Source organism: Tunicatimonas pelagia, from assembly GCF_030506325.1.
Taxonomy (GTDB): domain Bacteria; phylum Bacteroidota; class Bacteroidia; order Cytophagales; family Cyclobacteriaceae; genus Tunicatimonas; species Tunicatimonas pelagia.
Genome location: NZ_CP120683.1, coordinates 963,606 through 977,041, shown reverse-complemented (window position 1 = coordinate 977,041; position 13,436 = coordinate 963,606). Strand labels below are relative to the sequence as shown.

Genomic DNA, 13,436 nt, shown 5'->3' with positions numbered 1-13,436 from the left:
TGACCGACGACTTAAGTAGTAAAAGTACAATACCTAAAACAATACACATTATGAAGCACTTCCACCGTTGTGTCTCTCTCATCTTTCTGCTTGCGTTGGTAGCATCGGGCCTCTCCGCCCAGCAGCTAGCCTCAGTGGCGAAAATGAGCGGTAGTTACCTTCCATTGCAGAAGAAGAAAAAAGCGCTATCTGGAATTATTTTATCGTTAGGCAATCAGTATCAGGTACGGTTCAACTTCAATAGCCAATTGGTGAAGAATAAGTTTGTGGCGGCTGAGCTGATGGACGAACTGGCGCACCAGAGTTTAGATGCAGTATTAGACGAACTGTTGCCTCCCTTATCACTTACGTACAAAAAGATCAGTGAAGATCATTATGTAATTGTAGCCGATCAACAAAAAGAGCGGAAGGCGCTACCAGTATTGAAAGGAGAGCTGCAGTCAAACCAACAAGACGAACGTTTTCAACAGCTAAGCTACTTATCAAAACTTGAGAATCAGAGCTTACGAACCACCGAGCAGGCTCTGGCTCAGACCATCAGTGGTAGAGTGATTGATAACGAGAGTGGTGAGGGGCTGCCAGGGGTGAATGTTTTGGTAAAAGAGACGACTACCGGTACAGTCTCGGATATTGACGGAAACTATAAGCTTACCATTGATGATGATGCCACCACGCTGGTGTTTTCATCAATTGGTTATACTACCCAAGAAGTTGACATACAAGGGCGATCTGTCATCAATCTGGAACTGATCCCTGATGTGCAGTCGCTATCCGAAGTAGTGGTAATTGGCTATGGTGAGCAGAAAAAAGAGAGTGTAGTTGGCTCGATCGTGCAAACCACCGGAGAGGTATTACAGCAGTCGGGTGGGGTTAGTACAGTCGGGCAGGCGCTTACCGGACGGGTTCCCGGTGTGATTACAGTAAGCACCACCGGGCGACCGGGGGAGGAAGATCCTGAGATCTTTATTCGGGGACGGAGTACCTGGAATGGAAGCGGGCAGCCGCTGGTGCTGGTCGATGGGATTGAGCGGAGTATGAACGATGTCAACATTAACGATATTGAAAAAATTTCAGTGCTGAAGGATGCTTCGGCTACTGCTGTATTTGGGGTAAAGGGAGCCAATGGAGTGATTCTGATTACCACGAAGCGGGGTCAAAAGGGCAAGCCTCAGTTATCGCTATCGGTGAACTCAGCATTTAAAACCCCCTCTAAAATACCTCAGAAACTCAGTGCTTTCGATGGTCTGGCGGTTGCCAACGATGCCATTGAACGCGAAGTGAGTAGCACGGAAGAGTCGTGGGCGGATTATACGCCCCGGGCAATTATGGAGCGGCACCGGAACCCGGCCAACCAGTTTGAGCGGGAGCGGTACCCTGACGTAGATTGGGCCGATGTGGTACTCAAGGACTTTGCGATGGATCATAACGTGAACCTATCGGTACGCGGGGGGAGCGACTTTGCCCAGTACTTCGGGGCACTATCGTACCAGCGTGTGGGTGATATATTTGACGGCGCAGCCTACGATAACGGACGGACCTACCAGCCGAACTTTGGTTACGACCGCTTTAACTACCGTAGCAACGTGGACTTTGATATTACCAAAACCACCCGCGTATCGGTAAATCTTTCCGGTTTCTACGGCATTCAGCGATCGGTAGGCAACGACGATATGCGGCTGGTGTACTCCAGCCTCTACGGAATGGCTCCTACCTTATTCTATCCTATTCACGAAGACGGAACCTACGGAAAAGACCCGGCGGATATTTGGGATACCACCAATCCGCTGATGGTAATGACCACCAAAGGAGCCCGGCAGAACCACCGTATCCAGGTGAATTCAGATATTATGTTGGAGCAAGACCTGGACTTTCTATTGGAAGGGCTTACGTTCAACGGTCGCTTAGCCTACGATAATAACTTCAGAGGCGGGGGCGGAGTGAGCGAGAGCAATCCGGGCGGAACCGATAATGTGGTTTTTAAGCGTTATCTCGACAATGGTGAAGAACTATTTATTACCCCACCGGGTGAGAACCAGTTTGATTTTGTCACCCAACCTTGGTTTTATCGGCCTATTAGTATGGATGATCGTGAATTGGAACGGCGACTATTCTACCAGTTTTCGCTGAACTACGAGCAAACTTTCGGCGGGAAGCATAATACCAGTGTACTACTGTTGATGAACCGGGAAGAATACGCCAAAGGCTCTATGTTTCCCCGCTACCGCGAAGACTGGGTGGCCCGGGCTACGTACAACTACGACGAACGCTACTTTCTGGATGTAAACGGAGCTTACAATGGCTCGGAACGCTTTGGGCCGGGTTACCGCTTTGAACTGTTTCCCTCGGCGGCAGTGGGTTGGGCTATCTCTAACGAGCCGTTTATGCAAGGAGCCGGTTGGCTGGATATGTTGAAAATACGTGGTTCCTACGGAGTAGTAGGCGATGACGATATCAAAGGGCGCTGGGGCTATATCTCCCAGTGGGCTTCCGGTGGGCAGGCATTTATGAATAACGCTAACCCCTGGGGGCAACGTTCGCCCTACACTTTCTATCGGGAAGATGTCATCGGCAACCCTAATCTTCGTTGGGAGACCTCGACCAAAGCAAACCTCGGGTTTGACCTTACGCTTATGAACAACTTGGTTACCGCTACGGTGGATGTTTTTCAAGAAGAGCGTGATGATATTATCGTTCAGGGAAATGACCGGAGCGTTCCGGCATTCTTAGGGTTCAGTGCGCCTGACTTGAACGTTGGCCGAACTTCGGTAGAAGGAATTGAAATTGCCCTCGGGTTCAACCACTACGTGAATCCGAATCTAAAGCTCTGGTCAAACATCAACTTTACCCAAGCCCGTAGTAGAATTGAATTTCGGGAAGAGCCCGTTTTACTGGATGCCCACCTCAAAACCGAAGGCTTTCCCATTGGCCTTAACAAACGGTCAATCAACGGAGAGCTAATCACCAGCTGGGACGATGTGTACATGTCGGTGCCCTTGGTTGATGACATGCAACACCGTCGTCCGGGTTACTACGATCAAGTAGACTTCAACTCTGATGGCCGCCACGATGGTAATACCGACCGGGCACCCTACGGCTATCCGGAACAGCCAATTAACACCTGGAACTGGACGGTGGGAACCGACTACCACGGCCTATCGGTGATGGTTCAGTTTTACGGGGCTTTCAATGTTACCAAGCGGCATACCGTTTGGGATTTTCATAAGGACACGCCCCTCTACTTCGCACATAACCTGGACTACTGGACAGTGGACAATCCTACGGGTACCGAAGTACTACCCGAGTGGAAGGGTGGGGCTGATACCGACTCCTACCGCGACTATCTTGATGCTTCCTTTGTCCGCCTGAAGAACGTGGAGATCGCCTATAACTTTCCAGGAAGAAATGGAAACAGCTACAAAGTGTTCGTCGGTGGAAACAACCTGTTCCTATGGTCGAACCTGCCCGACGATCGGGAAAGTAATCGGCAAAACGGTGAAACCCACGTGCGGGGCGACTATCCTACCTTCCGCCGGATCAATGTTGGCTTTAACATAAACTTCTAAAAAGACCCATTATGAATAGATTTTATATAAAACTAGCGGGGATGTTAGGTAGTCTGCTACTGATGACTACCGCTTGTGAGGATTATCTGGATAAAACCATAGAGACGAACCTAGATCAAGAGGAAGTCTTCAAAAACTTTGACAACGTGCAGGGTTTTGTGGAGGAAATGTACGCGATGGTGGTAAACTACGGTACCGCAACTCACTGGCAGGGCTACATGTGCTACGGTGATGATGCCATTGGCAACCAAAACTGGCAGTTCGACTTCCACATTGACCAGGGTCGCTACTGGAACTGGATTAACACCGGAGGCACTGGCATTGGTACCTATTTCTACAATGAGAATCCTAAAACGGGCGACAACTTACCATTCAGAAGAGCCGGGGTTTGGCAAAGTAGCTGGGCGGGTATTCGGAAAGCCAACCTCATTATTGAAAATGCCAATCTGATTGTAGATGCTACCCAGGAAGAGAAAGATGTGCTGCTGGGGCAAGCTTACTTTTTCCGCGCCTTTTTTCACCACGAGATTATGAAATTCTGGGGGCGCATCCCCTACATCGACCGATCGTTAGACTCGGAAGATTGGGAGCTGGCGCGTCCGGAAACATACAAGGAAACAGCGTTAGCCATTGACGATGACTTTGCGCTGGCCACTCAACTATTGCCTGCCGACTGGGACAACCATCCAGCGGGGCAAAAGACCAAAGGGATCAATCAGTTTCGGGCTACTAAAGGAGCTGCTTGGTCTTTTAAGGGTAAAAACTTACTGTTTGCGGCTAGCCCGCTGATGAAAGGCTCTACTGACCCCTACGATTACGATCAGCAGCTCTGCGAAATGGCAACCGAGGCTTTTGCCGAAGTGCTAAAGCTGGACGAATCCGGACGCTACGAATTGGCCACAATGGATAATTACCAAGATGTATTCTATTCCTTTAGCGGGACTACGGGCTACATTTATCCGGGTAGTACCGAGTTTATCTTTAGCCAATCGGGTGATATCGGTTGGTTTCCCCGCTTCTTGGCGCAAGGTTTTCAAATCGGCAGCCACTGCGACCAGCGCGATACGCAGTTTCCTACTCATAATTATATCCACTACAACTTTGGCATGGCCGATGGCTTATCTACCGAAGATAGTCCCAACTACGATCCTAACAACCCCTGGGAAGGACGGGATCCCCGATTTTACAAGTGGGTAGTAGTAGATGGCGACCAGATGGTGGAAAACCTGGGGTCGGCCAGCGGTGACAATGAGGTGCATCGCTTTGCCCAGCTTTACGATGGTGGTGCCCACCGTTTTCCGACGGTAGACTTGGGCAGCCAAACCGGCTATCTTTCTAAAAAGTGGTACGGGCTTTCGTTCAATCAGTTTGATAATAAAATAGGCAATTATCTACCCTTCCGCTTGCATATGCGACTTACCGATGTATACCTGATGTACGCGGAAGCAGCCCACGCGGCCTACGGTGCCCAGCAAGCCCCTTCATTCTATTCCCTAACCGCCGAGCAGGCGATCAACGTGCTAAGAAATCGGGCTGGAGTAGGTGCCGTACAGTTTGCGAGTGATAACCAGAAATTTATGGACGAAATACGGCGGGAGCGGGCGGTAGAGCTAAGCTGGGAAGGTCATCGCTGGATGGACTTACGACGGTGGCGGCTCGGCGAACTGGATCGGTACAAAGAAAAAACCGGACTTCGCTTTGACGAGGGGCGTACTTTCTTTCAGGAAGAAGTGATCCGTACCAAGGTATTTGAAGAGAAACACTACTGGCTGCCTTTTCCCCAGAATGATACGCAGCTTTACGCTGGTTTCGGGCAAAATCCAGGATGGTAAGGCAAAATATAAGAGTCAACAGTCGACAGTCCATAGTCCATAGTTGATTCGCAATAAACTGTGGACTGTAGACTATGAGCCGTGGACTAATAATTAAAAAACTATGACAATACATCTAAAACTTAACAAAATACAATCCCCCTTTAAAAAAGGCGGGAAGGGGGATATTCTCAGCAAAGTGCTTCTTTTGAACTGCTTGCTCGGTATAGCATTTACTTCCTTCGGACAAAATGTAGATAGTACCTTGATGGACTTACCGGAGGCACTGATAGAAAATGCCGGGGATAGGTTTCAGCTAAGCGACACAATTGATCTGGGCTTCAATAAGAAAAGTAAGCGCGAGGTAGTGGGGGCGGTATCGGCCATTCGTCCGGATTCTTATTTGGGCTACGACAATACCCAGCGGGTGCAGGATGCCCTGCTGGGAAGAATTGTGGGAGTATACGGTAGCGATAATATCCGCGGATTGGGTGGTGCCCTGATTGTGGTAGATGGTATTCCCGGTCGGTCCATTGACTTACTAAACGCGGAGGAAATTGAACAAATTACCGTGCTCAAAGATGCGAACGCCGTGGCCCAGTACGGAACAATGGGGATCAACGGCGTAATAGTGGTAACTACTAAGCGGGGAGACGCCCGCTACCGTCGCGCCAACGTAACCGCCAGCTACGGAGTATCCCGTCCGGTATCCCTACCAAATTACTTAGGTTCAGCGGACTATATGCAGCTATTCAATGAAGCCCGCCTCAATGACGGACTCAACCCTGCTTTTAGTGAAGAGCTGATTGATAACTTCCGTAGTGGCGAAAATCCCTACCGCTACCCAAATGTTGACTACTACTCTTCAGAGTACCTCAACCCGTCTTTGTCCTTTGTCAATGCGATTGCTGAGTTCTCGGGCGGAAGTGAAAAGACCCAGTACTATATTAATATGGGGTACAATAACTCCAGCTCACTGCTTCGTCTCAACCCGGAAGCTAACGCAGGTGACCACCGTTTCAATGTTCGGGGGAACATCAACTTTCGGGTCAACAACTTTATTACCAGTAGCCTGGATGTAGTGTCTATGGTAAGGACCCGAAAAACCGCCCGGGGCAACTGGTTCCGGGAAGCATCCATCCGCAGACCTGAGACATTCGCCCCGTTACTACCGGTTTCCCTGATAGACACTGTAGGTAACCCTGCGCTGGCCGGACAATTGGCGGCAGCTAATGTTTATGGGGGGAATCTGCTGGGGGGTGCTCAAGCATTTCAAAATAATACGCCGATTGCTGATGCATTAGCGGGTGGCTATCAGGAGTTTATCACCCGCATCACTCAGGTAAATAACGCCATTAATTTTGACCTGGACCAGTTTGTGAAGGGACTTTCGGCCAAAACCTACGTAAGCTTTGACTTCTACAATATCTACTCCCAGTCGGTGAATAATTCTTACTCAGTGTACGAGCCTACTTGGGATGAAGGGATGATTGTAGGGCTTAACCGTATCGGTGAACAAGACCTACGCGACCTTACCGAAAGCGTGAACACCCAAAACTTCCTAACCCGTTATGGTTTCTACGGAATGCTGAATTACGATAGGCAGTTAGCTGAGAAGCACCGCATTAGTGCCTCGCTGATTGGTTACGCCAATAACACCTATCTTCAGAACCAAGCTCAGCCCCAAAAGAATGCCCACGTCGGATTACAGTTGAACTACAGCTTTGACAATAAACTATTTCTTGATGTTAGTTCGGCCTACGTGAATTCGGTGAAGTTACCAGAGGGCAACCGGGGTACTTTTTCGCCCAGTGCCGGAATTGCCTACGTACTAAGCGAAGAAAACTTTCTGGGTGAAGCTAACTGGATTGACTATTTGAAAATCAGGGCGACCGCCGGTATCATAAATTCGGACATAAGAATTACGTCGGGTAATCTCAACCTCGGTGGAAGTGTATCGGACTACTTTTTGTACCGGGAAATCTACGCGCAAGGTGGATCTACTTACGCTTGGGCCGATGGATTCACCAACCAAGTCACCCGGATACAGCAGGGACCTAACCCTAATTTTGGCTTTGAGCAGCGCAAGGACATCAACTTTGGGTTTGAAGGTTCAGTATTCGGCAACCTCTGGGTAGAGATGAACGCCTTCCGTACCGATATTGATAATCAGGTTACCCGCCTTACTACTCAGTTCCCATCTTTTTACGATGATTTTACCCCTTACAGCAACTACAATGCAACCCGTATTCAGGGACTGGAAATGGGCGTACAGCTTTCTGAGCAAGTTGGTCAGCTAGGCATTGGAGTAGGGGCACGAGCCACTTACGCCGAAACCGAGCGACTGCTGGTAGATGAAGTGTACGAAGATAGCTACCAGTTCCGCCAAGGGCGGCCCGCCGATGCCATGTGGGGGCTGGAAGACCTGGGCTTCTATACCGCTGATGACTTTACCGAAGACGGTTCCTTACGGGAAGGCTTACCTCAATCAGCCTACGGTAGCGTTCGCCCGGGCGACATTCGCTACCAGGATCAGAACAACGATGGTACCATAGATGATCGCGACCAAGTGGAGATTGGTCGGTGGTTTGCCCCCTGGACGTTCAGCACTGACCTTCGGTTAGAGTACAGGGGTTTAAGTTTATTTGTGCTGGGAGTGAGCCAGGTAGGGAGTCAAGCACAGCGAAATAGCAGCTACTTCTGGGTAGATGGCTTTGATAAGTACTCGGAGGTGGTACTGGATCGTTGGACAGAAGAAACGGCAGCTACGGCTACCTACCCCCGGCTATCGTCTCAGCAGAGTAATAATAACCTCCAAAACTCAACTTTCTGGATGTACGACAATTCCTACTTCACCATCCAGCGGGCGCAGCTGACCTACCAACTGCCGAGTACTTGGGTCGGTAAGCTCAATATGGCGAACATTAGTATCTACGTAGCTGGAAATAATCTGCTAGAGTTAGCTGAGAACCGAGACATCCGCCAGTTACGCATTGGTAGCGAGCCGATGTACCGCTCCTACTCCGCCGGATTACGGGCTAGTTTCTAACCTAACATTACTGCAAATATGAAAAATCTATATAAATATTTTATCCTAATTGCCCTAGTAGGGGTTTTCAGTTGCGAGGAGTTGATTGAACCCGTAGACGAAAATGTGTTAGATGCTGACCGTCTGGACTTTGATCCGGCTTTTGCTGAAGGGGTGCTGATAAATGCCTACGTAGGCTTAATTAATCAGTACCAATTTACCGAAGTGGCTACCGATGATGCAGTGACTAATAATATCAACAATGGCCTTCGCCAAATGGCAGTAGGGCAGTGGGCAGCCCAGTTTAACCCGGTGAGCCGCTGGGATAAGTACGAACCCATCTTTTACATCAACCGTTTCATATCAACCATTGAAAATGTGCAGTGGAAGCGTGATACGGCTACGAACGAGTTATTTGAGCTTCGCTTGCGGGGAGAAGCCCTGGCCATGCGGGCGGTACATCATATGTACGTGCTTCAGGGACATGCCGGGGCAAGCCAGTCTGGCGAGCTGCTGGGCATTCAGTACTATACTGAATTTATTGATCCGGCGGGCGACTTCAATATTCCTCGTCTTAGCTTTGAAGAATCCGTGGCGAAGATCAATGCCGACTTTGAGGAGGCACTCGCGCTACTACCGATGGACTACGACAATGCGGCTGACATTCCCGCTCGCTACGAATCCTACGATCCTGAAGCCTACCGCTTCGTTTTCGGTGACAACAACCGCTTGCGGATTAGTGGAAGGATTATTAAGGCATTCCAGGCCAAACTCAACTTACTAGCTGCTAGTCCGGCGTTTCTGAACGGTCAGGGCGATTACTACCAGCAGGCAGCCAATCTGGCGGCAGAGCTTATCAATAATATTGGTGGTATAGCCGGTCTTGATCCCGGTGGAGTTGCATTCTACGACGAAAATAGCGATCGGGATTTATCAGAGATTCTATGGCGAAATTCAGTGGGAGCCAGTTCTTTTGCTGAGGAAGTAGCGTTTCCACCTTCACTGAACGGTGATGGCTTCGTGAACCCCTCTCAGAACTTGGTAGATGCCTTCCCAATGCTAAATGGGTACCCTATTTCTAACCCTAATTCGGGCTACGATGTCGGTAACCCGTACGAAGGTCGTGACCCTCGTTTAGCCCAGTACATTTTGTACAACGGAAATACCCTCGGCGACAATACCATTTTTACGGGAGTGGGAGCAGGTATAGACCAGGTAGATGCCATTCTGGGATTATCTACCCGAACCGGATACTATCTCAAGAAGCTTCTGCGCCCCGACGTGGTTATCAATAACGATGGTTCCATCACTTCGCAAGAGCATTTCTTGGTGTTCCTTCGCTACACTGATATATTCTTGGTATTAGCTGAAGCTGCCAACGAGTTAGGTGGACCAGACTTTGCCGTGGGCGGGATGACTGCCCGCCAGATCATCTCCGCTATTCGCCAGCGAGCGGGTATTGAACAGCCCGATAATTATCTACAAACCATTACTGACCAAACTGCTATGCGCGATCTCATTCGCAATGAACGTCGCCTGGAGCTTTGCTTTGAGGGGCACCGCTTCTGGGATATGCGCCGCTGGATGCTAGATTTAGACGAGGGCGTAGACGGTATTTTATTCAATGGTAACCAGTATACCCTGCTAGATGTGGAACCTCGGCAGTACGGCGAGCGAGCTATTTATGGCCCAATTCCCCAGTCAGAAACAGTGAAGTTTAGTGCGCTGGAGCAGAACCGGGGCTGGTAATTCCTTTAAATAACTGTGATACACTGTAAAATATTTACGATATGAATATCAAACATTTAATACTATCATTCTTGGTTCTGGGCGCGGTAGCTTGCCAAAACCAAGAGGTTGTTTATCCGGATTACGGCACCACGGCGGGCTACTTTCCCTACCAAACCCCCATCCGAACGCTAATTTTGGGTAATTACGATCAGGGAATCAACGAGAATGACAACAACCAACAATTTGAGATTGGGATGACGATGGCGGGAGTGTACGAGAATGATCAGGCCCGTAGCGTACACTTTGAGATTGATAATAGCTTACTGGATAATGTAGCCAATGTGCAGGCACTTCCTGGGGAGTACTATACTACCGAGGTACAAAGTCCGCTAACCATTCCGTCGGGCAGTATGAAAGGAATTATTCCGATACAGCTGACAGGCGGTTTCTTCGATGATCCGCTTGCCTACGGCGAGGGAGTTAACTACGTAATCCCGGTGCGGATCACTCAATTGGAGGGTTTGGATACGTTACTTTCAGGTGAGAGCGTAGTGGCTAACCCCGACCGGGTAAATCCGGCTCACTGGAACCAGTTACCCAAAGATTACACACTATTCGGTATCAAGTATATCAACCCCTACCACGGAAATTACTTACGCCGGGGTATTGATGTAATGACCGATGCTGCCGGTAACACGGTAGAAAACGTCTACATCAGCGAATTCGTAGTGCGCGACGAGGTAGTTCCGGTCAATACCACTGGTCGGCGATCGGTCACGCTAGAAAACATTGTGCGACGAGGCGACAACAGCAGCCCCGGTAACCTAATGATGGAGTTAAGCTTTGGTAGCGAAAACACGGGTACTATTAGCAGTGCCACTGATGACCCCTATCAGATTGCAGGAAGTGCCCAGTTTATAGAAGGGGGCGGTGAATGGGGCGGCAAAGCCCGTGACGTGATTTACCTAGATTATAACTACACCGACGTAGCCAATAGCGAAACCCACAGCGTGAAGGACACTCTTGTCATTCGCGATCGGACCGTAGTCTTTGAAGAATTTACGGTAGAGCTGAAGGAATAATACGAGTGATATTAGTCGCCTGTTCTGCTAAGACTAAGGCTTACATGTGCTCAGTATTGATTAAACGTAGAGAAGACAATACATGCGCCTGGATTCGCTGAATAGAATAGCGATACATACAAAATTATTCATTACACCAGAAGCGATCTACGGATTTTCAGGGCAAACGCATCAAAATATTCAAATAGCTTTGCCAATTAATAAAGTAAGTTTTTGCTTTACATGCTCAAGAGAAGGTGAGGTGTGAAAGTGCCCATACTCTCTAAAATCAGCATATCCAGATTTTGATGCATTTGCCCTAAGTAGTTACTTCTCAGCTTGCCCCGATAACGCATTCTCTCTATCTTCGGGCAAATTCTTACTATTTATGCTGAAGATTAACCACCAACTTACCCCCGAATCATTACAACCATTACTAGACACCTTCTGGGAACTATCGGGTCAGAAAATACTACATATTGAAAACCACTACGATGCCACCAAAGGCTCACCCGTTTTCACCGTAAAAGGAAAATATACCACTCGCGGTTGGACCGAGTGGACACAGGGCTTTCAGTACGGCTCGGCTATACTACAGTTTGATGCTACCGGTGATGAACAATTTTTAACGATTGGTCGTGATAAAACCGTTGAGGTAATGGCTACGCACGTGAGCCACATCGGAGTACACGACCACGGATTCAATAATGTAAGCACCTACGGCAACCTGCACCGCTTGATGCGGGAAGGAAAAACTGCTCAGAACGATTGGGAGCAGCACTTTTACGAAATGGCACTGAAAGCCTCGGGAGCCGCTCAGGCTACTCGCTGGACGAAGACCAAAGGCGGAGGGTTTATCCATTCTTTCAACGGGCCGCACTCGCTGTTTGTAGATACTATCCGCTCGTGTCGGGCGCTGATGGTGGCGCATCAGTTAGGTCACGTACTGCAAACCGAAAACGATGTGAAGATCAATCTGCTGCATCGGGCATTGCAGCACCTGAAAGCTACCGCTGACTATTCCGTCTTCTACGGCGAGGGGCGCGACACCTATGATATTCGCGGCCGAGCGGCGCATGAGTGTGTTTTTAATACCAAAGATGGTAACTATCGCTGCCCCAATTCTCAACAGGGTTACACCGGATTCTCCACTTGGACCCGAGGTTTGGCCTGGGCCATGTGCGGCTTTGCTGAAGAACTGGAATTTCTAGAGACACTCAGCGACGAAGAACTAAACGGTTACGGCGAGCGTGCTGAAATTGAAAGCTTCATGTTAAAAGCTGCCGAAGCTACCTGCGATTTTTACATAGAATATTCGCCCACTGATGGCATCCCTTACTGGGATACAGGTGCCCCCAACCTTCATCAGCTAGGTGATTATCTGGACAATCCGTCTGATCCGTACAATGATTACGAACCGATTGATAGCTCAGCGGCTGCCATTGCTTCGCAGGGACTATTAAGGTTAGGAAAATATTTACAGAGCAAAGGCAAAGACGAAAGTGGTAAAAAGTATTTTCAGGCCGGACTTACTGTACTAGATACATTATTCCGCGAACCATATTTGAGTGCCAATGCTGATCATCAGGGGTTAATTTTGCACTCCATTTACCACCAACCCAACGGCTGGGATTATGTGCCCGAAGGCAGCAAAGTCGCTAACGGTGAGTCTAGCATGTGGGGTGATTACCATGCTCGTGAAGCAGCTTTACTAGCCCATCGGCTAGCTAACAATGAACCGTACTACACATTTTTCATTTAGTTGATAAGTGAAAGGGGAAAATTAATAGTTGGTACAGAGGGATAATATGAGAAAATATCTAGATGCTACTTCAGAAGCAGGGAAGAGATTTTATCAGACCTTCCATGACAAGGGGAAAGTGGTAATGATGAATCTGCTGCGGTTCAAGCTCCAGGCGGACTACACAAATTTGGAATCACTGAAACCTAACCAGAATATTTCCGGCGAAGAGGCGTACCAGCTTTATATGGATTGTACTTTACCCGAGTTAGAAAAGGCTGGCAGTAAAATTATCTTCTACGGAAAGAGTAACAACTTTCTGATTGACCCTGAATCCGAGAAGTGGGATGCGGTATTGTTAGTTGAACATCAGTCCGTCGCGAAGTTTATAGAATTTTCCCAGAATAAAGATTATCTGAAAACTGCCGGACATAGATCAGCCGCACTGGAAGACTCAAGATTACTTCCCATAACTGAGGACAAAAAATACCCGTAGGTACT

Annotated in this window: 7 protein-coding genes; all 7 read left to right on the top strand. The window is 48.7% G+C overall.

Annotation, left to right across the window (positions count from 1 at the left end):
* The first annotated feature begins 50 nt into the window (after positions 1 to 50).
* The 7 genes from P0M28_RS03980 (at position 51) to P0M28_RS03950 (ending at position 13,431) form a co-directional block, all read left to right on the top strand.
* Positions 51 to 3,563, top strand: coding sequence for a SusC/RagA family TonB-linked outer membrane protein (locus P0M28_RS03980; RefSeq protein WP_302208214.1), 3,513 nt, complete (start codon positions 51 to 53; stop codon positions 3,561 to 3,563).
* A gap of 11 nt (positions 3,564 to 3,574) precedes the next feature.
* The gene (locus P0M28_RS03975) at positions 3,575 to 5,395 is read left to right on the top strand and encodes a RagB/SusD family nutrient uptake outer membrane protein (protein WP_302208213.1); all 1,821 of its coding nucleotides are present in this window, start codon (positions 3,575 to 3,577) and stop codon (positions 5,393 to 5,395) included.
* A 103-nt stretch (positions 5,396 to 5,498) separates the two neighbouring features.
* Positions 5,499 to 8,423 (top strand): SusC/RagA family TonB-linked outer membrane protein, encoded by a 2,925-nt coding sequence (locus P0M28_RS03970; RefSeq protein WP_302208211.1) that lies wholly within the window; start codon positions 5,499 to 5,501, stop codon positions 8,421 to 8,423.
* An 18-nt stretch (positions 8,424 to 8,441) separates the two neighbouring features.
* On the top strand, positions 8,442 to 10,151 hold the full coding sequence (locus tag P0M28_RS03965) for a RagB/SusD family nutrient uptake outer membrane protein (RefSeq protein ID WP_302208210.1): 1,710 nt from the start codon (positions 8,442 to 8,444) through the stop codon (positions 10,149 to 10,151).
* Positions 10,152 to 10,192: 41 nt separating this feature from the next.
* Positions 10,193 to 11,215: a DUF5627 domain-containing protein gene (locus P0M28_RS03960; protein ID WP_302208209.1), complete on the top strand. Its 1,023-nt coding sequence runs from the start codon at positions 10,193 to 10,195 to the stop codon at positions 11,213 to 11,215.
* A gap of 367 nt (positions 11,216 to 11,582) precedes the next feature.
* On the top strand, positions 11,583 to 12,956 hold the full coding sequence (locus tag P0M28_RS03955) for a glycoside hydrolase family 88 protein (RefSeq protein ID WP_302208207.1): 1,374 nt from the start codon (positions 11,583 to 11,585) through the stop codon (positions 12,954 to 12,956).
* A 46-nt stretch (positions 12,957 to 13,002) separates the two neighbouring features.
* Entirely contained in the window at positions 13,003 to 13,431 is a 429-nt protein-coding gene (locus P0M28_RS03950) for a DUF1330 domain-containing protein (RefSeq protein WP_302208206.1), read from the top strand.
* Positions 13,432 to 13,436 lie beyond the last annotated feature (5 nt).

Coding starts and splice junctions, on each gene's coding strand:
- P0M28_RS03960 (WP_302208209.1), top strand. CDS start 10,193: ATGAATATCAAACATTTAATACTATCATTCTTGGTTCTGGGCGCGGTA.
- P0M28_RS03955 (WP_302208207.1), top strand. CDS start 11,583: ATGCTGAAGATTAACCACCAACTTACCCCCGAATCATTACAACCATTA.
- P0M28_RS03970 (WP_302208211.1), top strand. CDS start 5,499: ATGACAATACATCTAAAACTTAACAAAATACAATCCCCCTTTAAAAAA.
- P0M28_RS03965 (WP_302208210.1), top strand. CDS start 8,442: ATGAAAAATCTATATAAATATTTTATCCTAATTGCCCTAGTAGGGGTT.
- P0M28_RS03950 (WP_302208206.1), top strand. CDS start 13,003: ATGAGAAAATATCTAGATGCTACTTCAGAAGCAGGGAAGAGATTTTAT.
- P0M28_RS03975 (WP_302208213.1), top strand. CDS start 3,575: ATGAATAGATTTTATATAAAACTAGCGGGGATGTTAGGTAGTCTGCTA.
- P0M28_RS03980 (WP_302208214.1), top strand. CDS start 51: ATGAAGCACTTCCACCGTTGTGTCTCTCTCATCTTTCTGCTTGCGTTG.